This is a genomic window from Methylobacterium dankookense (assembly GCF_902141855.1).
Lineage (GTDB): Bacteria > Pseudomonadota > Alphaproteobacteria > Rhizobiales > Beijerinckiaceae > Methylobacterium > Methylobacterium dankookense.
Genome location: NZ_CABFVH010000044.1, coordinates 1 through 19,706, shown reverse-complemented (window position 1 = coordinate 19,706; position 19,706 = coordinate 1). Strand labels below are relative to the sequence as shown.

Here is a 19,706-nt window from a genome sequence, read left to right as displayed (position 1 = left end):
GAGAAGGAAGGGCCGTTTCATGGCGGCCACCGCCGCCGCGGCCTATGATCCCGCGCCCGCCCGCGACGACCCGCGCCGATCTCCGAGCCTCCGTTCCCATGTCCGAGCCATCGCGTTCCGCCCTGCCCGTGGCCGTGATCGGGGCGGGCTTCAGCGGCACCGTGGCGGCGATCCAGCTCCTCGCGCAGCTCCCGCCGGAGCGGCCGGTGCTGCTCTGCGAGCGGGCCGAGCGCTTCGGCCGCGGGCGCGCCTACGGCACCGGGAACCCGGACCACCTGCTCAACGTCCGCGCCGCGAACATGAGCGCCTTCCCCGACCGGCCGGGCCATTTCGAGGCCTGGCTCGCGGGCGCCGAGCCGGACGAGGGCGTGCGCCGCAGCCCGGCCGGGACCTTCGCCGCGCGCGGCCTCTACGGGCGCTACCTCGCCGAACTCCTGACCGGGGCGGTGACGGAGGGCGCGGCGCCGCGCCTGCATCTCGTCAACGACGCGATCACCGACATCGCGCCGACGGGCGAAGGGCTCGTGCTGACGAGCGAGGGCGGCCAGCGCTTTCCCGTGGCCGCCGCGGTGCTGGCCATGGGCAACCTCGCCGCCCCCGAGGAGCCGGCGAGCCGGCACCGGCTCGATCCCTGGCGCCCGGAGGGGTTCGGCCGCCTGCATCCCGACCGCGCGGTGCTGGTGGTCGGCACGGGCCTCAGCATGGTCGATGCGGTACTGGCGCTCCGCCGTCACGGCTTCGCCGGCCGCATCGTCGCCGTCTCCCGGCGCGGGCAGGTCTCCAGCGTGCACGCGCCTGTCGATGTCTGGCCGCAGCCGGAGATCACGCCCGCCGATTCCGCCTCGCTGACGCGCCTCCTCGGCCGGATCCGCCGCGAGGTCGCCGCGGCCGCCGCCGCCGGCATCGGCTGGCACGGGGTGATCGACGCCCTGCGCCCGGTCACCGACGCGCTCTGGCTCGGCCTGCCCGAGCGCGAGCGGGCGCGCTTCCTGCGCCATCTCCGGCCGTTCTGGGACGTGCACCGCCACCGCGCCGCGCCGCCCGCGGGCGCGGCCATCGCCGCCGAGATCGCGGCGGGGACGCTGCGGATCCGCGCGGGCCGGATCCTCGCCATCGCGGACAGGCCGGACGAGGCCGTGGTCGAATTCCGGCCTCGCGGTTCGCAGGAGAGCGAGCGGCTGCCCGTGCAGGGCCTCCTCGACGCCCGCGGCATCGGCCGCGTCGCCGAGACGGCGGACCCGCTGCTGCGCCGGCTGATCGGTCGCGGCCTCGTGCGGCCGGGCCCCTTCGGCATCGGCCTCGACGTGCGGCCCGACCTCTCGCTCGTCGGCGACGCCCCGCTCTGGACGCTGGGGCCGCTCCTCCGCGGCGCGCTCTGGGAATGCACGGCCGTGCCCGACATCCGCAACCAGGCTGCCGCCCTCGCCCGCGCGGTCGCGGAGGCCCTGCGCCGATAGCCCGGGTCGAGCGGGCGCAGCCCTCTCGCGGGGCCGGGGCGGAGCCCTGGTCATCGAAGATCAGGGCTCCGCCCCGATACCCCGCCAAAGGGGTGACCCCTCTCGGATCCCGGACTTACTCCGCCGCCTTGCGCCTCGCGGTGAAGGCCGCGTGCTCGGCGAGCAGCTCGCCCGAGAGCGCCTTGGCGATGAGGGCCCGCGTCTCCGCGACGCCGTAGAGGGCGACGAAGGAGCCGAAGCGGGGCCCGCGCGCCTCGCCGAACAGCACGTTGTAGATCGTGGTGAACCACGCCTGCGACACGCCGGGCCGCCCGTCCGGGCTCTTGGCCTTGCCCGAGAGGTCCGGGAAGTGCCGCCGGCCCACCTCGTAGACCACGGCCTGGAGCGCCTCCGGATCGGTCGAGCCGGCCTGGTCGGCGAGGGTGGCGGAGAGATCCTCCAGCGCCGCGCGCTCCTCCGGCGTCGGTTCGCGGTAGCTCTTGGCCGGGCGCACGAAGTCCCGGAAATAGGCGAGCGCGTGGCCGACCAGCCGGTCGAGATAGGGATGCGTCTCCGGCCCGGTGCCCGGCGCGTAGCGACGGATGAAGCCCCAGAGCACGCCCTTCTCCTCGGTATTGGCCACCGCCGCGAGGTTGAGGAGCATCGCGAAGTTGACGGAGCCGCCTTCCACCGTCTCGAGAGTCGGCGGCGCGCCCGCGTGCAGGTGCCAGACCGGGTTGCCGAGGCGGAGCTTGGCGTCCTGCTTCGGGTAACGGTCGAGGACGTTGAGATACTCGTCGACGTGGCGCGGGATCACGTCGAAGAACAGGCGCTTGGCCTCGCGCGGCTTGTTGTACATGAACAGCGCGAGCGAATCCGGCGTGCCGTAGGCGAGCCACTCGTCGATCGTCAGGCCGTTGCCCTTCGACTTCGAGATCTTCTGGCCCTTCTCGTCGAGGAAGAGCTCGTAGTTGAAGCCCTCGGGCGGCTCGGCCCCGAGCGCGCGGGCGATCTGGCCGGAGAGCTTGACCGAGTCGATCAGGTCCTTGCCGGCCATCTCGTAATCGACGCCGAGCGCGACCCAGCGCATCGCCCAGTCGGGCTTCCATTGCAGCTTGGCGTGGCCGCCGGTCACCGGCGTCTCGTAGGCCTCGCCCGTGGCGGGGTCGCGCCAGACCAGCGTGCCCTTGGCGGGCCGGACCTCGTCGATCGGCACCTGCATGACGTGGCCGGTCACCGGGTGGATCGGCAGGAAGGGCGAGTAGCTCGCCGAGCGCTCGGCGCGGAGCGACGGCAGCATGATGTCCATCACCGCCTGGTAGCGCTCGGCCACCAGCAGCAGCGTCGCGTCGAACACGCCCGAGCGGTAGCATTCGGTCGCCGAGCGGAATTCGTAGTCGAAGCCGAAGGCGTCGAGGAAGCGGCGCAGCTCGGCGTTGTTGTGCGCGCCGAAGCTGTCGTGGGTGCCGAACGGATCGGGCACCTTGGTCAGCGGCAGGTTGAGCGCGTCCCGCAGCATCTCGCGGTTCGGCACGTTGTCCGGCACCTTGCGCAGGCCGTCGAGGTCGTCCGAGAAGGCGATGAGCCGGGTCGGCACCGCGTCCTTCGTCAGCACGCGGAAGGCGTGGCGCACCATCGAGGTGCGCGCCACCTCGCCGAAGGTGCCGATATGTGGCAGGCCGGACGGGCCGTAGCCGGTCTCGAACAGCACTTCGTGCTTGGGTCGGCGCTCGATCCTCGCCAACAGCTTGCGCGCCTCCTCGAAGGGCCAGGCGGCGGCGTGGGCGGCGGCCTCGATCAGGTCGGGGTCGAGGTGGAGCGGGGCGGACATGGCGGCACGCTGGAAATCCGGCGACGGAGGTCGCCTGTCGGTTCTCGAAGCGTCCCTAACTATGGAGAGCGGCCGGGAGGGTCAACGCGAGGGTGGGCGGCATCGCGTCGTCACGCGAACCCGTCGTCCGGTGCGTTCACTGTCCGCTCCAAGTGGCGGACGGCCTCGACGATCGCGGGGAAGGTTGTGCGCATGCGGGCGAGGCTTTCGTCCGTCTTGGTCGGATCGAGATCGAAGCCGTAGCGATGGCGGACCCGGTGCCTGAAGCCCTTGAGTTCAGTTAGTGCGGCATAGAGCGCGTCATCGAGAAGCGCGGGTCGCAGGCCGACGAGTGCGGCGCGCATCTGGTCGAGCAGGTCCTGATGCGACGTCTCGCCCGTCGGCACGGACCCGTCGATGTCCTTGGCGAGGCTCAGGAGGACGTCCTCGATCCCGTTATAGACGTTGTGGATGGCGGCGGCCGTCGCCGTCATGCGCCCCCAGACGTTGATCGTCTCGGGTGGAAACACGTCGTACTGGGCGAGGAACCGATCGAGGTTGTCGAGCTCGCGCTGGGCGCGCTCAAGCTTCGGCCCGAGCTTCGCGAAGGCCGGATGCGATGACGAGATCATGCTCGAACACCTCTCGCTGGGCCGGCGTGAGATCGCTGGCGAAGATCAGGTCGTAGGGAAGGCTGGTGCCGCGCAGGATGCCGGCGACGGTGCGCTCGACCGCCGCGCGCCCGCTAGGATCGACCGGGCTGCGGATCAGGATGTCGATGTCCGAGTGCAGTCCGAAACGACCCGTGGCGAGGGAGCCGATCACCGAGGCGTCGATGTCCAGGGCCCCGAGCTGGTCTAGGATGCGCGCGGCGCACCGCTCCGCGCGCTGGTGGCGATCCTTCGTCCGCGCGGTGATGATATCCGTCAGCAGCGTCATGGCCCGCCCGCACCGGCACGCCGTCGCATAGAGGCCTGCGACGGAGCACTCACCTATCTACCGCAATCCGCGCGCCTCAGAACGGGCTGACCGGAAAGAACCGCAGGTACAGCTCCGCATATTTTCCGTCGTCCCAGACCCGCTGCAGGGCGTCGTCGAGGGCGCGCGAGAGGGCGGCGTCCTCCGGCCTGGTGACGAAGCCGATGCCCTCGCCGAAATAGCGGTTCTCCAGGTAGTCGCCGCCGGTCATCGCGCAGCACTGGCCCGATTCGGCGCCGCCAACCCAGAGGGCGAGGTTCAGCCCGTCCGCGAACAGGTAGTCGGTCTCGCCCCGCTTGAGCGCGCCCTCGGCGGCGGCGACGTCCGTGAATTCCTTGGCCACGGCCTTCGGGAAGACGGCCTTGAGGTAGGCCGCGTGCGCGCTGCCCGCCACGACGCCCACCGTCTTGCCGGCGAGGGCGGCGACCGAGGGCTCGGGCAGGCCGCGGTCGCTGCGGGCGGCGAAGCGGGCCGGCCAGCGGAAATAAGGGCGCGTCGCCAGGAACTTCTGGCGCAGGGCCGGGGTCAGCGGGATCGCGGCGGCGACCACGTCGCCCTGCTGCTGGGCGAGCGCGTCGAGCAGGGTGTCGAAGCGGCGGGCCTGCACCGTGCAGGCGATGGCGAGCCGCTCGCAGACGGCGCGGGCGAGCTCCACCGAGAAGCCGGTCGGGTTGCCGTCCGGCCCCGCGAAATGCAGCGGCGGGAACTCGTCGTCGGTGAGGAAGCGGACGGCGCGGCCGGTCTGGGGCGCCTCCACCCGCTCGCCGCGGGCGCGCGGGTTCCAGAAGTTCGGAATACGAACGGATGCAACTGCCGGTGGTTCGGCCCGAACCATTTGGGATGAGCCGGCGAAGAGCAGCAGAGCCGCGATGAGGAATCTGCTGGTTGAAGTCATGCCCGGCGGATCTTGACGCGAGAACAGTATCGGTATCCGCTGGCGTGGAGACGGTGGCGGCGCCCGTGCCGTCTTCTAGCACGTTCGGGCGCAGACGGGAGCGCTCCGCTGTCGTTCCTGCCGTTCCGGTCCGATCCGGAGGCCGATGCGCTGCCGGCCGAGATCGCCTTCCTCCTGCGCGAGGGCGTGCCGGCGGCGCTCCTCGCCCGGGCCGCCGCCCTGGCCCGGGCGGCGGGCACCGACGCCGCGACCGCCCTGCTCCATGCCGGGCTGATGGCCGAGGAGCCCTATTACAGGGCGCTCGCCCGTGCCCTCGGCGCCCCCTTCCTCGACGGGCCGATCCCCTTCGGTCCGGGCCTGCGCTTCCCCGACAGCCTGACCGCCGGACTGGCGCCGCTGGTGACCGGTGCCGCGGCGCCCTGCGTGATGGCACCGCGCGGCCGCCAGATCGCCGAGCTTCTGGCCGGTGCGGTCACGCGGGGCGGGCCGGCCATCACCACGCCGACGCGCCTGCGCGAGGCGGTGTTCGCGGCGCGCGGCCCCGAGATCGCGGCCTATGCCGCCGACACCCTGGAGAGGCGGGCGCCGGAATGGGCCTTCGGGCGGGAGCCCGCGAACCGCCCGCTCCTGATCCTCGGCCTCGTCCTGTTCACGCTGCTCTGCCTGTTCGCCGCGCTGCCCCCTGCCCTCGCCTTCGCCGCGACGGTGCTGGCGCAGGTTTTCCTCCTGGCGATGACGGGTTTCCGGATCGCGGCGCTCTTCTCGGGCGAACCCGCCCCGGAGGTTCCGCCGCTGCCCGAGCGCGACCTGCCGACCTATACGGTGCTCGTCGCCCTCTACCGCGAGGCGGCGGTGGCCGACCGGATCGCCACCGCGCTCGCCCGCCTCGACTACCCGGCGGCCAAGCTCGACATCAAGTTCATCGTCGAGGCCGATGATTGCGAGACCGCGGCGACGCTGGCGCGGATCCCCTTTCCCGCCCGTTTCGAGGTGCTGACGGCGCCGCCGGGAGAGCCGCGGACCAAGCCGCGGGCCCTCAACGTCGCGCTGCCCCTCGCCCGCGGCAGCTTGCTCGTGGTCTACGACGCGGAGGACGTGCCCGAGCCGGGGCAATTGCGCGAGGCCGCCGCGCGCTTCGCCCGTGCGCCCGCCGGGGTCGCTGCGCTGCAGGGCCGGCTCCTCGTCGACAACCCGGAGGATTCCTGGGCCGCGCGCTGCTTCACGCTGGAATATGCCGGGCTGTTCGGAGTGCTGAACCCGGCGCTCGCCCGCTGGCGCCTGCCGATGCCGCTGGGCGGCACCTCCACGCATATCCGCACCCAGGTGCTGCGCGACCTGCACGGCTGGGACGCCTGGAACGTCACCGAGGATGCCGATCTCGGCATCCGCCTCGCCCTGGCGGGCTACGAGGTCGGCGACCTGCCGAGCGGGACGGTGGAGGAGGCGCCCGTCCTGTGGCGGGCGTGGCTGCGCCAGCGCGTGCGCTGGATCAAGGGCTTCATGCAGACGAGCCTGACCCATGGCCGCCGCCCGATCGCGACCCTTCGCCGGCTCGGGCCCCTGCGCGCCCTGTGCGCGCTCGCCCTGGTGCCGGGCACCGCGCTCTCCGCCCTGCTCTACCCTCCCTGCCTCGCCCTGGCGGTGCGCGACTTCCTGCTGCGCGCGGCCCCGCCCTCGCCCGCCTTCTGGGAGAACCTGCCGACCGGGCTCGCGCTCACCCTGTTCGGGGCCGGGCTCGTCGTTCTCACCCTGCCGGCGGCGCTCGGCTGCGCGCGGCGCGGCTGGCGCGACCTTGCCTGGTTCGTGCCTGTGCTGCCGGTCTATTTCTGCCTCGTCAGCCTCGCGGCCTGGCTCGCCCTGTTCGAGCTCGTCCGGGCCCCGAACCGCTGGAACAAGACCGAGCACGGGCTGGCGCGCAGCTCCCGCAGCGGGCGGCTCCGCCTCCGTCCCGGTCAGATCCGCTTGGCCAGCTCCGCCGCGGTCTCATCGGCCGGGCGCGCGAGGTTGAGCGCGCCGATGAAGCGGTTCCGCGCATCCATCACGTAGACGAGCGCGGTGTGCTCCATCGTGTAGTCGCCCTCCTTGGCGGGCACCTTGCGGGCATAGGCGCGGTAGCCCTTCACCGCCGCGGCGACCTGCTCGGAGCTGCCGGTCAGGCCGGTGATGCGCGGATCGAAGCTCGACAGGTAGGTCTTCAGATCCTGCGGCCGGTCGCGCTCCGGATCGACCGTGATGAAGGCGACGCGCATCGCCTTCCCCTTGGGGCCGAGCGCGACGAGCACGTCAGAGACCTGCTGCAGGGTCGTCGGGCAGACGTCGGGACAATGGGTGAAGCCGAAGAAGACGAGGTGGGGCGCGCCCGCGAACTCCTTCTCGGTGACCGCCTTGCCGTCCTGATCCACGAGGCTGAACGGGCCGCCGACGCTGGCGGTGGCCTGCGGCGCGCGGTCGGGCAGGAAGGCGTAGACCGCGGCTCCCGCCAGCCCGACGAGGCCGAGCACGAAGGCGAGGAGCGGGACGAGGGCGCGGCGGATGGTGGGGGACATACGGCCTGGAACTCCACGGGCCCGCCGGAACAGCACGGGGCGGCGCGCGAGGCAAGCCGGCATGGGGTCGCCGGTGGCTTGCGGGTGGAGCAGATCACTCTGATCCGCAGGAGACTTCCTCTCCCCGCTGGGCGGGGAGCGGGGATCCGCGGATCGCTCCGATCAACCTCAAACGCGGTCAGACCGCCACCTTCTCCACCGCCTCCGCGGCGAGCGCCGCGGCGCGGGTCTCGGACAGGGCCTCGCCCACCATCAGGATCGCCGGGCCCTCGAGGCCGGAGGCCTCGATCCGGTCGGCGAGGTCGGTGGCCGTGCCGCGCACGCTCGCCTGGTTCGGCCGTGTGGCGTTGAACACGACGAGGGCCGGGGTCGCGGGCGCGAGCCCTTCGGCGACCGCGCGCTCCAGCAGGGCGCGCAGCGTGCGCTTGGGCATGTAGACCACGGTGGTGACGCTCGGATCGGCAAGCGCGCCCCAGTTGATGTCCTCGGGCAATTGCCCGCGGCGGTCGTGGCCGGTGACGAATTGCAGGCGGCGGGCCGCGTCGCGATGGGTCAGCGAGACGCCGAGGGTAGCCGCCGCGCCCTGCGCCGCGCTCACCCCGGGCACCACATTCACCGGGATGCCGGCGGCGCGGCAGGCCTCGATCTCCTCGCCGGCCCGGCCGAAGACCAGGGGGTCGCCGGATTTGAGCCGCACCACCTGCTTGCCGGAGCGGGCGAGCTGCACCATCAGCGCGTTGATGTCGTCCTGGCGGCAGGAGGGGCCGTGCCCGGTCTTGCCGACCAGCATGGTGCGGGCCTCGCGCCGGGCGTAGTCGAGGATCGCGGGCGCCACGAGGTCGTCGTAGAGGATCACGTCGGCGTTGCGGAGCGCCCTGAGGGCCTTCAGCGTCAGCAGCTCGGCATCGCCAGGCCCGGCGCCGACGAGGGTCACCGCCCCGCCCTTTGGCGCGGCCTCGGTGTCGCCGAGGAGCTCGGCGAGGTCGGATTCGGCCGGAGTGCGGTCGGGCTCGGCGAAGGCGCGCTCGGTGAAGCGCTCCCAGAAGAAGCGGCGGTCCGCGAAGCCGTGGAAGCGGGCGGTGACCTGCTCGCGCCAGTCGCGGGCGGCGGCGACCCAGTGGCTGAACCCGCGCGGCAGCATCGCCTCGATGCGGGCGCGCACGGTCTGGCCGAAGACCGGGGCGGCACCCTCCGTCGAGATGCCGACCACCAGCGGCGAGCGGTTGACGATGGCGCCGAACTTCACGTCGCAGAGATGCGGCCGGTCGACCGCGTTGACGATGGCGCCGGCCGCCCGCGCCGCGGCGACGAAGGCGACGCAATCGGCCTCGTCCTCCATGGCGCCGATGGCGAAGGCCGCGCCGGCGAGGTCGTCCGGAATCCAGGCCCGCTCGTGGAGCGTGACGCGGCCCGAGACGATCTCGGCCGGCACCGCGCGCAGCTCCTCGCTCGGCGCCTCCGCATAGACGTCGACCGCGGCGCCGGCTGCGGCCAGCAGCTTCACCTTCCAGGGCGCGCCGCCGCCGGAGCCGGCCAGCACGGCGCGCTTGCCGTGGAGCGGCACGAAGACGGGGAGCACCGCCAGCGGCTCCAGGCCGGCCTTGGTCTCGCGGGGTTCACGGGGGCTACGCATGAGGATGGGCTTCGACACGGGAATCCGTCCAAAGTGCGGTCAGGCGGCCGAGCGCGCAAGCGCGTCGGGGAGCAGCTTGCGGATCTCGGGGATGCACGAGCCGCAATTCGTGCCGGCCTTGCAGGCCGCGCCCACCGCCTCGACGCTGTGCGCGCCCCCGGCGATGGCGGCGTTGATCACGTCGAGGCCGACGCCGTGGCAGGCGCAGACCACGGGCCCCGTGGCGGCTGCGGTGCGCCCCGAGAGGAGCGCCCGGCGCTCGGGCGTCTCCGGCGCGTCGAGGGCGAACAGCGCCTTGGCCGCCTCCCAGTCGGGCCGGGCCTCGCCGGGGGCGTAGGCGAGGCAGGCGACGAGGCGGCTGCCGTCATAGACCGCGCAGCGGTAGCGGCCGCGGGCATGGTCGGCATATTCGGCGAGCTCGCAGCCCTGGAACAGGCCGCGCATCAGCAGCGCGACCTCGCGCGAGCCCTCCTGCGTGGCGAAGTGGAGGCCCCAGCCGCCCGCGACCGCGGCGCGCGCCCACCACCAGCCGGGGGGGCTCGCCACCATCGCGCGGCTGAGCAGGTAGCCGCGGGCGCGATAGGCGACGGCGGCGACCGCGGCCGGGGTCGCCTTCAGCTCGGGCTGGCCGGAGACGGGATCGGGTATGCCGCGCACGAGGGCGCCGACGCGGGCCTTGGAGGCGGTGGCGTCGCTCCAGTGCATCGGCATGAACAGGGAGCCCGGGGCGACGCCCGCGGTCAGCATCACCTCCAGCTCCGCCGAGCCGTGCTCGGTGGAGACCGCGGCGAGGCCGCCATCGGTCAGGCCGAAGCGGGCGGCGTCGTCCGGATGCACCTCCACGAAGGGCACGGCGCGATGGGCCGAGAGGCGGTGGCTCTTCCCCGTGCGCGTCATGGTGTGCCAGTGGTCGCGCACGCGGCCGGTATTGAGCACGAGGGGGCGCTCCGGGCTCACCGCCTGCGCCAGCGCCGGGGCCTGCACCGCCACGAAGCGGGCGCGCCGGTCGAAGGTGTAGAAGCGGCCGTCTGCGAAGAGGCGGGCCTTGCTGCCGCCGCGCTTCGGCAGCGGCCATTGCACGGGGGCGTTTGTCTCGTAGGCCGCGTCGCTGATGTCGGCGAGCGCGCCGAGGTCGAAGTCGCGCGTGCCGTTGTTCTCGAAGGCCGACAGGCTCGCATGCTGACGGAACACCGCCGCGGCGCTGGTGAAGCTGAAGGCGTGCCCGTGCCCGAGGCGGCGGCCGACATCGGCCAGCACCGCCCAGTCCGGCCGCGCCTCGCCCGGCGCCTTGAGGAAGCGGCGCTGGCGCGAGATGCGCCGCTCGGAATTCGTCACCGTGCCGTCCTTCTCGCCCCAGGCGAGGGCCGGCAGCAGGACGGTCCGCCGCCCGGTGGCGCGGGCGGTGTCGGAATCCGCCATCACCTCGGAGACGACGTAGAGGTCGAGCTTCGCGATCGCCTCCTTGATCATGTCGGCGCGCGGCATCGAGACGAGCGGGTTGGTGCCCATCACCCAGAGCGCCTTGATCTTGCCGCGCTGGATCGCCTCGAACAGGGCGACCGCCTTCATGCCCTCGCCGGTGATGATGTTGGGCGCGCTCCAGAAGCGGCGGACGCGGTCCACCTCCTCGGGCGCGAAATGCATGTGGGCGGCGAGCATGTTGGCGAGCCCCCCGACCTCGCGCCCGCCCATGGCGTTGGGCTGGCCGGTGAGCGAGAACGGGCCCATGCCGGGCCGGCCGATCCGCCCCGTGGCGAGGTGGCAGTTGATGATCGCGTTGCCCTTGTCGGTGCCCTGCGCCGACTGGTTCACGCCCATCGAGAAGGCGGTGACGACGCGCTGCGTCCGGGTGAACAGGTCGTAGAAGGCGCCGATCTCGGCCTCGCTCAGCCCGGTGAGGCGAGAGACCGCCGCGCGGTCGGGCACGATCAGGCGGGCGCGGTCGATCGCCGCCTCGAAGCCGGCGGTGTGCTCGGCGACGTAACGGGCATCGAGGGCGTTGGCGTCGGCGAGGTGGACGAGGAGCCCCGAGAACAGGGCGGTGTCGCTGCCGGGGCGGATGCCGAGATGGAGATCGGCCTCCTCGCCCGTCTGGGTTTTGCGCGGGTCGATCACCACGAGCTTGGTGCCGCGCCGCGCCCGCGCATCGACCATGCGGCGGAACAGGATCGGGTGGCACCAGGCGGCGTTCGAGCCGGTGAGCACGATGAGGTCGGCCTCGTCGAGGTCCTCGTAGCAGCCCGGCACCGTGTCCGAGCCGAAGGCGCGGCGGTGGGCGGCCACCGCCGAGGACATGCAGAGGCGGGAATTGGTGTCGACGTGCGGCGTGCCGATGAAGCCCTTCGCGAGCTTGTTGGCGACGTAGTAATCCTCGGTCAGCAGCTGGCCCGAGAGGTAGAAGGCGATCGCCTCCGGCCCGTGGTTCTCGGCGACCTTGCGCAGGCCCCCGGCGACGGTGCCGAGCGCCGATTCCCAGCTCTGGCGCACGCCGTCGACCTGCGGATGGAGCAGGCGGTTCTCCAGCGAGAGCGTCTCGCCGAGTGCCGAGCCTTTCGAGCAGAGCCGGCCGAGATTGGCCGGATGCTGCGGATCGCCCGCGATCCCGGCGCCGCCCTGGCCGTCCGGCGTGGCGAGCACGCCGCAGCCGACCCCGCAATAGGGGCAGGTGGTGCGGACGGTCTGCTCGGGCACGTGCGCGGTCATGGCAGGTTCCTCGCGGGCGTGGGTTTCGGAGGGCGGCAGCAAGAGTCGGGCCGCCGATCCCCTCCCCCTTGCGGGGAGGGGCAGGGGTGGGGGTGGTGCAGGAGGCACCGCGACGCTCGATCCTGCGCGACCCCCACCTCCGGCTCCTCTCCGCAAGGGGGAGGAGAGTCTGCCGTGGCTCAGTACACGTCGGCCTGATACCGCCCGGCCTTCTTCAGCGCGGCGAGATAGGCCACCGCCTCGTCCGGGTTCTTGGCGCCGTATTGCGCGGCGACGTCGATGATCGCGCGCTCCACGTCCTTGGCCATGCGCTTGGCATCGCCGCAGACGTAGAAATGGGCGCCGCCTTCGAGCCACTTCCACAGCTCGGCGCCGTTCTCGCGCATGCGGTCCTGGACGTAGGTCTTCTCCTTGCCGTCGCGCGACCAGGCGAGCGACAGGCGGTTGAGGACACGCGCATCCTTCAGCCCGTTCAGCTCGTCCTTGTAGAAGAAGTCCGAGGCCTGGCGCTGGTGGCCGTAGAACAGCCAGTTGCGGCCCGGCGCCTTGGTGGCGGCGCGCTCCCGCAGGAAGGCCCGGAACGGCGCGATGCCGGTGCCGGGGCCGCACATGATCACGTCCTTCGAGAGATCCTCCGGCAGCGCGAAGCCGTGCGCCTTCTGGAGGTAGATCTTGACCTTGGTCTGCTCGGGCAGGCGCTCGCCCAGATGGGTCGAGGCGACGCCGAGGCGCAGCCGCGAGCGGTGATTGTAGCGGACCGCGTCGACGGTGAGCGAGACCTTGCCGACATCCATCTTCGGCGAGGACGAGATCGAGTAGAGCCGCGGCTGCAACTCGTCGAGGGCTTCGAGGAAGACCTCGGCATCGGGCCGCGCGCCGGGGAACTTGTGCAGCGCGCCGAGCACGTCGAGATATTGCGCGTCGCCGTCCGGGTCCTCGCCGGCCGAGAGCGCCTGCGCCTTCCGGCGCGCCTCGCCCGAGGTGAGGAGCGAGAGGAGCTGGTAGAGGTTGTCCGGCGCCGCGCCCAGGGAGTAGTCGGTGAGCAGCGCGTCGCGCAGCGTCCGGCCGCCGATGATGCGCTCGGGCCGGGAGCCCAGCTCCGCGATCACCGCGTCGACCAGGGCGGGGGCGTTGGCCGGGAACAGGCCGAGCGAATCGCCGACCGCGTACTCGATCGGCGTGTCCTTGAGGTCGATCTCGATGTGCCAGGTCTCCTTCTCGCCGCCCGGATCGTTGAGGCGGAGGCGGGAGAGGAAGGTCGCGTAGACCGGGTTCTCGCGGCAATAGCCGAGCGGGCCGAGCGCGATCTCCTTCTTCGGCGCCTCGGCGCCGTCCGCCTTGGCGGGGGCCGCGCCGCCGGAGGCGCCGAACTCCTCGTCCAGCTTCTTGAGCATGCGCATGGTCTCCTTGCCGCCGGGCTGGCAAAGATTCAGGCGCTCCTCGCTCTTGAGGAAGATGGCGTTGGCGTAGTCGGCGCAGTTGTAGCCGCACTGGCCGCAATCCTGCTGGGCCATGGCGGCCATCAGCTTCTGCGGCTCGGACTTGTCCTTGGCGAGGTCCATGCGGTCGTTGAGCGGCATGGAGGGGTCGTGCCAGGGCGCGTCGTCGTTGTCGGCGAGCTTCGGACCGGTGGCGGGCCCCTCGCCCGGCGCGAGCGCGGTGGCGCCCTCGACGGCCGGGCCGAGCAGCGCCGCGAAATAGCCCGACAGCCAGGCGCGCTGGTCCTCGTTGAAGGGCGCGGTCTCGGGGATCAGGACGAGCGGGGGAGAGACGTGCTGGGTCATGCGGCGGCCTTCAGGGCGGGCTGTTCCTCGGCGGCGTCGCGGAGCGCCTCCGCGCCGATGCGGCTGGTGAAGGCCTGGAAGCTCTCGTCGGGCCCGGAGCGGCGGGCGAGATAGGCGCGCAGCAGCGCCTCCACCCGGCCCGGGCAATCCTCGGCCTTCACCGCCTTCCAGATCTCGGTGCCGATCTTCGGGGTCTCGGCGAAGCCGCCGCCGACCACGATGTCGTAGCCCTCGACGGTGTCGCCCTCCTCCGAGACGACGACCTTCGCGCCGATGAGCCCGATGTCGCCGATGTAGTGCTGGGCGCAGGAGTGGTGGCAGCCGGTGAGGTGGACGTTCACCGGCACGTCGAGCTCCGTCACCGTCCGTTCCACATGGTCGGCGATGATCATCGCGTGGCCCTTGGTGTCGGAGGCGGCGAACTTGCAGCCGCGGGCACCGGTGCAGGCCACGAGGCCGGAGCGGATGCCGGCGGCCTTCACGGAGAGGCCGAGGGCGAGCACGCGGGCCTCCACCTCGGCGACCCTGGCGTCCGGCACGCCGGAGAAGATGAAGTTCTGCCAGACGGTGAGGCGGATCTGGCCGTCGCCGCACTCGGCGGAGATCTTGGCCAGCGCCCGCATCTGGTCGGTGGTCATCTTGCCGACCGGGAGCACCACGCCGACCCAGTTCAGGCCGGGCTGGACTTGGGCGTGCACGCCGACATGGCTGAACCGGTCGGTGGGCTTCCTCGGCGCGACATGGGCAGGGTCGACCCGGTCGAGCTTGCGGCCGAGCTTCTCCTCGACGGCGGCGAGGTACGTGTCGAAGCCCCAGGCGTCGAGGACGTACTTCATCCGGCTCTTGGCGCGGTTGGTCCGGTCGCCGTTCTCGATGAAGACGCGGATGATCGCGTCGGCGACCGCGTTGCAATCCTCAGGTCTCAGCACCACGCCGGTGTCGCGGGCGAGGTCCCTGTGGCCGGAGATGCCGCCGAGCACGAGGCGCATCCAGATGCCGGGGGCGACGGAGGCACCCTCCAGCACTTCGATCGCCTGGAAGCCGATGTCGTTGGTCTCCTCCAGAACCGGCATCACGCCGCCGCCGTCGAAGGCGACGTTGAACTTGCGCGGCAGGCCGTAGAGCGAGCGGTCGTTGATGATCCAGTTGTGCCAGGCGCGGGCAAGCGGGCGCGTGTCCAGCAGTTCCTGCGCGTCGATGCCGGCGGTGGGCGAGCCGGTGACGTTGCGGATGTTGTCGGCGCCCGAGCCCCGCGCGGTGAGGCCGAGATCGGTCAGCCCGTCGAGGAAGGGCTGGCCGTGCTCCGGCGCGATCTCGCGGACCTGGAGGTTGGCGCGGGTGGTGACGTGGCTGTAGGCGCCGCCATGGGCATCGGCGAGGTCGGCGATGCCGGCGAACTGCCAGTGGTGCAGGATCCCGTTGGGGATGCGCAGGCGGCACATGTAGGAGGTCTGGTTCGGGGCGACCCAGAACAGGCCGTGGTAGCGCCAGCGGAAATTGTCCTCGGGCTTCGGCGGCTTGCCGGTGGCGGCCTCGGCGATCAGCCGGTTGTGGCCCTCGAAGGGGCTCTCGGCGCGCTTCCACTTCTCTTGGTCGCAGAGCTTGCCGCCGTCCTTGACGGTCTTGTCCTGCGCCTTGATGTGGATCGCGTCCGGCCCGGTGGGCTCGGCCGGGGGCGCGCTCGCCGCCCCGCCCGCCGCAAGGCCGCCCGTCAGGCGGACCGCGCTGATGCCGGAGGCGAACCCTTCGAGGTAGCGCCTCTGCTCGGCGTTGAAGTCTTCAGCCATGCCTGCCTCCTTCACGCGGCCAGCGGTCGGGGCGCGGGGCGCCCGAACATGATGTCTTCGATGTGCTCGGCGACGGGCTCGCCGGTGCGGATCAGGCTCTTGCACCAGGCCTGCTCGCCGATATCGCCGACGAAGACCGCGCCGATCAGGCGGCCCTCCGCGACGAGAAGCTTGCGGTAGAGGCCGGCGCCGTGGTCGCGCATCACGATGGCCTCGGCGCCCTCTGGCGTGTCGACGATTCCGGCGGAGAAGACCGGCAGGCCCGAGACCTTGAGGCTGGTGGCGAGCGCGGTGCCCTGGTAGCGCGCCTCCTCGCCCGCCAGGTGCCGGGCCAGCGTGTCGGCATGCTCGTAGGCCGGCTCGACGAGGCCGTAGATCTGGCCGCGGTGCTCGGCGCATTCGCCCAGCGCGAAGATGCGCGGGTCCGAGGTCGCCATGCGGTCGTCCACCGTGATGCCGCGGCCGGTCGCGAGGCCTGCGGCCTGGGCCAGCGCCACCGCGGGGCGCACGCCCACCGACATCACCACGAGGTCGGCCGGCAGGACGGTGCCGTCGGCGAGGCGCAGGCGCTCGACCCGGCCGTCGCCCTCGACGGCGGCGGTGTCGGCCTTGAGCAGGACCTTGACGCCGCGGGCCTCCATCGCCCGCTTCACGAGGCCCGCGGCCTCGTGGTCGAGCTGGCGCTCCATCAGGCGGTCCATGACGTGGAGCAGCGTGGTGTCGACGCCGAGCCGGGCGAGGCCGACCGCCGCCTCCAGTCCGAGCAGGCCGCCGCCGATGACGACGGCCTTCGCGTGGTCCACGGCCGCCTTGCGGATCGCCGCCACGTCGGCGAGGTCGCGGAAGGTGATGATTCCGGGCAGGTCCATGCCGGGCTTCGGCAGCCGGATCGGCGTCGAGCCCACGGCCAGCACCAGCTTGTCGAAGGGCAGGACGTGGCTCTCGCCGACGACAGCGAGGCCGCTCGCGCGGTCGATGGCGGTGACCGGCGCGCCGGTGATCAGGCGGATGCCGTGGCTCGCGTACCAGTCGAGGTCGCGGAAGGCGCAGGCCGCCTCGTCGACCTCGCCGCCGAGCAGCGAGGAGAGCAGCACGCGGTTATAGGCGGCCACCGGCTCGGCGCCGATGCAGGTGACGTCGTAACGGCCGGGCGCGCCCTCGGTCAGCCGCTCCAGGAAGCGCAGCGAGGCCATGCCGTTGCCGACCACTACCAGGCGCTCGCGGGGCGCCGGTTCGCGGGGCGCAGCAGGGGCGCCCGCCGGATCCATCCGGAGTGTCACCATCTCTCGACGCGTCTCGATCCTCGGGGGAAGGGGTTGGCGGACCGCCAAACAAAAAAGCCGCTGAGCCGTTTTCCCGCGCGGCGCCGCCGCCTGCGAAGGAACCGGATCAGCAGCCTCGCTGACGGTGCTGCCCGTCGCCGTTGACGGACGCGAACCTCAGAGCAGGTTCCGTGCCAGCCTGGGGCGAGGGCTCACAAGCCCATGTCGCAGCTTGGAAATTGTCGAATCCGCAAGTGCGGGCTGACGCAGCCTCCGCACGCCCGTGCACTGCACAAAGATGAGGCGAATGGGCGGGATTCAGGCAGTGGGCTGGTGCGGTGCAACGGCGCGTCGCGGCCTGTCCGGCGCGGGTCGGCCGGTGCTGCGCAGCCGGCCACGCTTTTCCGGTCTCCTCGGCTCAGGAGGCGTGGAGGTGCCGGGAGCGGATTTTCAGAGCAGGACCGAGAGCGCCGCGACGATGCCGATCGTGGGGGCGATGCCGACGAGGAGGGCCCAGTGCCACAGGTTCGGGGCCGCGAGGCGGCGGTTGTCGTTGGCCGCGCGGGGCGGCCGGGCCCGGACCCGGACATAGCGGGCCAGAGCGACCCGTTCGCCACGGATGGCGGAGGTCGGAACGGGTTCGAGTTTGCGGCATCCGGGCATGGCGAAGGATAACGGTGGAACCCGGCGCCCGTTCCGCCGGATTCGCGGAATCCTACAACCGTTCCGTGCGCCCGTCAGGTGCCCGTGCGGGCATCCGCGAAGAGGTCGTCGCGATAGAGGGCGAGGGCGGCGGGCAGGAGGTCCGGCCCCGGCGGGATCTGCCCGGCCGCCGCCATCTGCGCCACGAGCCAGCGGACATGGTCCGGGTCCGGCGCGAGGGCCGGGGCGCCGAGGCGGAGATAGCCCGGCGCGTGGCGCCGCCGGCTGCCGTCGAGGCCGATATCGCCCTCGAGCGTCCGGGCGATCAGCTCGGCGTCGAGGCCGAGATAGGAGCGGCGCGCCAGGCAATGGGCGAGCTCGCTCCGGTTGCCGGCCTCCGCGCACCACAGGGCCGCCCGCGCCGCCGCCCGCACGAGCGGCAGGGTCGCCCCGTCCAGGCGGTCGGAGACGGCGAGCACCTTCTCGGGCGAATCGGGGGCGATCTCGCAGCCGAGCGCCGCGATCCGGCCGATCCCGGCCGCCACCGCGACGCCGTTCCAGGGCGCGCCCGCGCAGAACCCGTCGACGAGCCCCCGCGAGAGCGCCTCGACGCTGTGCTGGGGCGGCACCGCCACGAGGCGGATCGCGGCGGGGTCGAGGCCGCCGCGCTCGGCGAAGAGCCGGACCTGGTAGGTGTGGCTGGAGAAGGGGTGCACGGTGCCGAGCGTCACGCCGCGCCCCGCGGCGAGGCGCGCCCGCACCGCTGCCGCGAAGGCGCGGGCGACGTCGTCGAGACCGTCCGAGTCGGGCGCCATCTCCGCCCAGAGGGCCCTGGTCAGCGTGATCGCGTTGCCGTTGAGGCTCAGCGAGAGGGGCACCCGCAGGCGGGCGGGCGGGCCGGACAGGCCGAGCGCGCTCGCCAGCGCCAGCGGCGCCAGCATGTGGGCGGCGTCGAGATGGCCGAGGGCGAGCCGGTCGCGCAGGGTCGCCCAGGAGGGCTCGGCCGTGAGGTCGAGGTCGAGCCCCTCCGCGCGGGCGAAGCCCAGCTCGTGCGCGACGATCACCGGGGCGGCGTCGCAGAGGGGCACGTATCCGAGATGCAGCCTCATCGTCCCAAGCCCCTCACCCCAGCAGGTCCGCGGTGGTGACGATCGCGCGGGCGATGTCGACGATCTTGCGCTTCTCGTTCATGGCCTTGCGGCGGAGCTGCTTGTAGGCCTCCTCCTCGGACAAGCCCTTGAGGTTCATGAGGATGCCCTTGGCGCGCTCGATCAGCTTGCGGTCGGCGAGCTCGCCCTTCGCCTCGGACAGCTCGCGCTGGAGGCGGGCGAAGGCGTTGAAGCGCAGGATGGCGATGTCGAGGATCGGCTTGATGCGCTCCGCCCGCAGCCCGTCCACCACGTAGGCCGAGATCCCGGCATCGACGGCCGCCTGCATCATCGCCGCGTCCGAGCGGTCGACGAACATCGCCACCGGGCGCTCCGCGTGGCGGGTGACGGCCGACATCTGCTCCAGGATGTCCCGGCTCGGGCTCTCGAGATGGATCACCACCACGTCCGGCGCGAGGGCGGCCACGCGCTCCTGCAGGTCGGCGGTGTCGGGGATCACCACGACGCGGCCGATCCCGGCCGCGCGCAGGCCCTCCTCCAGGATGGCGGCCCGTGCCCGGCTGGGGTCGATCACGGCGACGGTGAGGCTGCTCTCTGTCATCGGTGCCCGTCTTTGGGCGGTTCTTGTGCATCCCGCCGGGCAAGGCAAGGGCCATGCCCGTCGGGATGCCGATCCCCCGATCGATCGCCGCCCGACGCTGCGAAACTTGTTACATCCGGGAAAGCCGTCGGCCCAGCTTCCGCCGCAAACGGATCGCCATTCTGACTGTGCGAGACCGCACAGGGGAGTCGGGCCGGATGTCGAGGCGGGATTCCGTTCAGAGCAGCTTCACCGGCGCGCCCGAGGGGCGCCTGTCGCTGCCCTTCCTGCCGACCCTCGTGACCGCCCTGGTGATCGGCGCCGCCTCCATGCTCTGCCGCGAGCCGGCCAAGGCCCCCGCCCTCCCCGCCGCCGCGGAGGTCGGGCCGCAGGCCTTCGCGCCCGCCGCTATCGCCGCCCCGCCGCCGCGGGCCCCGGCCGCCGTGATCTTCGCCGAGCACTATCCCCTCGCCGCGGGCGCCGCGCCGCGCCCGGCCCCCCGCCTCGCCGCCGCCGCGAGCCGCCGCCAGCTCATGCGCGC

15 protein-coding genes and 1 pseudogene are annotated in these 19,706 nt (G+C 72.6%); 3 read left to right on the top strand and 13 right to left on the bottom strand.

What is annotated here, in order from left to right:
* The first annotated feature begins 98 nt into the window (after nt 1–98).
* Complete coding sequence (locus MTDSW087_RS23545) at nt 99–1,457, top strand: FAD/NAD(P)-binding protein (protein ID WP_144767300.1); 1,359 nt, start codon at nt 99–101, stop codon at nt 1,455–1,457.
* A gap of 115 nt (nt 1,458–1,572) precedes the next feature.
* Here MTDSW087_RS23545 and MTDSW087_RS23540 read toward each other — a convergent pair whose 3' ends face one another.
* From MTDSW087_RS23540 to MTDSW087_RS23525, 4 genes are all read right to left on the bottom strand, one after another.
* Nucleotides 1,573–3,267 (bottom strand): lysine--tRNA ligase, encoded by a 1,695-nt coding sequence (locus MTDSW087_RS23540; RefSeq protein ID WP_144767299.1) that lies wholly within the window; start codon nt 3,265–3,267, stop codon nt 1,573–1,575.
* 110 nt (nt 3,268–3,377) lie between these two features.
* Nucleotides 3,378–3,878 carry a ribonuclease toxin HepT-like protein gene (locus MTDSW087_RS23535; RefSeq protein ID WP_238179076.1) on the bottom strand — a complete coding sequence of 167 codons (501 nt, stop codon included), beginning with the start codon at nt 3,876–3,878 and terminating at the stop codon, nt 3,378–3,380.
* Nucleotides 3,829–4,185 carry a nucleotidyltransferase domain-containing protein gene (locus MTDSW087_RS23530; RefSeq protein WP_144767298.1) on the bottom strand — a complete coding sequence of 119 codons (357 nt, stop codon included), beginning with the start codon at nt 4,183–4,185 and terminating at the stop codon, nt 3,829–3,831. The genes MTDSW087_RS23535 and MTDSW087_RS23530 overlap by 50 nt, the downstream gene beginning before the upstream one ends.
* 76 nt (nt 4,186–4,261) lie before the next feature.
* Entirely contained in the window at nt 4,262–5,059 is a 798-nt protein-coding gene (locus MTDSW087_RS23525) for a transporter substrate-binding domain-containing protein (RefSeq protein WP_238179090.1), read from the bottom strand.
* A gap of 246 nt (nt 5,060–5,305) precedes the next feature.
* On the opposite strand from MTDSW087_RS23525, the gene MTDSW087_RS23520 reads away from it, so the two are divergent.
* Nucleotides 5,306–7,165 carry a glycosyltransferase gene (locus MTDSW087_RS23520; protein ID WP_238179078.1) on the top strand — a complete coding sequence of 620 codons (1,860 nt, stop codon included), beginning with the start codon at nt 5,306–5,308 and terminating at the stop codon, nt 7,163–7,165.
* Here MTDSW087_RS23520 and MTDSW087_RS23515 read toward each other — a convergent pair.
* The 9 genes from MTDSW087_RS23515 to MTDSW087_RS23475 all read right to left on the bottom strand — a co-directional run bounded on the left by MTDSW087_RS23515 (nt 7,072) and on the right by MTDSW087_RS23475 (nt 19,186).
* Nucleotides 7,072–7,665 (bottom strand): SCO family protein, encoded by a 594-nt coding sequence (locus tag MTDSW087_RS23515; RefSeq protein ID WP_186383972.1) that lies wholly within the window; start codon nt 7,663–7,665, stop codon nt 7,072–7,074. The genes MTDSW087_RS23520 and MTDSW087_RS23515 overlap by 94 nt on opposite strands.
* Nucleotides 7,666–7,843: 178 nt before the next feature.
* Nucleotides 7,844–9,298, bottom strand: a complete 1,455-nt coding sequence (cysG, locus tag MTDSW087_RS23510; protein ID WP_144767296.1) for a siroheme synthase CysG — start codon at nt 9,296–9,298, stop codon at nt 7,844–7,846.
* 39 nt (nt 9,299–9,337) lie between these two features.
* On the bottom strand, nt 9,338–12,001 hold the full coding sequence (locus MTDSW087_RS23505) for a nitrate reductase (protein WP_144767295.1): 2,664 nt from the start codon (nt 11,999–12,001) through the stop codon (nt 9,338–9,340).
* A 179-nt stretch (nt 12,002–12,180) separates the two neighbouring features.
* Nucleotides 12,181–13,785, bottom strand: coding sequence for a sulfite reductase subunit alpha (locus MTDSW087_RS23500; protein WP_144767294.1), 1,605 nt, complete (start codon nt 13,783–13,785; stop codon nt 12,181–12,183).
* Nucleotides 13,782–15,572 carry a NirA family protein gene (locus MTDSW087_RS23495; RefSeq protein ID WP_144767293.1) on the bottom strand — a complete coding sequence of 597 codons (1,791 nt, stop codon included), beginning with the start codon at nt 15,570–15,572 and terminating at the stop codon, nt 13,782–13,784. The genes MTDSW087_RS23500 and MTDSW087_RS23495 overlap by 4 nt, the downstream gene beginning before the upstream one ends.
* Before the next feature lie 11 nt (nt 15,573–15,583).
* Nucleotides 15,584–16,855, bottom strand: a complete 1,272-nt coding sequence (locus tag MTDSW087_RS23490) for an NAD(P)/FAD-dependent oxidoreductase (protein ID WP_238179079.1) — start codon at nt 16,853–16,855, stop codon at nt 15,584–15,586.
* Nucleotides 16,856–17,284: 429 nt separating this feature from the next.
* Nucleotides 17,285–17,497 (bottom strand): hypothetical protein, encoded by a 213-nt coding sequence (locus tag MTDSW087_RS23485; protein ID WP_144767292.1) that lies wholly within the window; start codon nt 17,495–17,497, stop codon nt 17,285–17,287.
* 74 nt (nt 17,498–17,571) lie between these two features.
* Nucleotides 17,572–18,585, bottom strand: coding sequence for a CmpA/NrtA family ABC transporter substrate-binding protein (locus tag MTDSW087_RS23480; RefSeq protein WP_144767291.1), 1,014 nt, complete (start codon nt 18,583–18,585; stop codon nt 17,572–17,574).
* 13 nt (nt 18,586–18,598) lie between these two features.
* Nucleotides 18,599–19,186 carry an ANTAR domain-containing response regulator gene (locus tag MTDSW087_RS23475; RefSeq protein WP_144767290.1) on the bottom strand — a complete coding sequence of 196 codons (588 nt, stop codon included), beginning with the start codon at nt 19,184–19,186 and terminating at the stop codon, nt 18,599–18,601.
* A 197-nt stretch (nt 19,187–19,383) separates the two neighbouring features.
* Between MTDSW087_RS23475 and MTDSW087_RS23470 the strand changes: the two are divergent.
* A pseudogene (locus tag MTDSW087_RS23470) lies at nt 19,384–19,706 on the top strand (hypothetical protein); the annotation flags it as partial.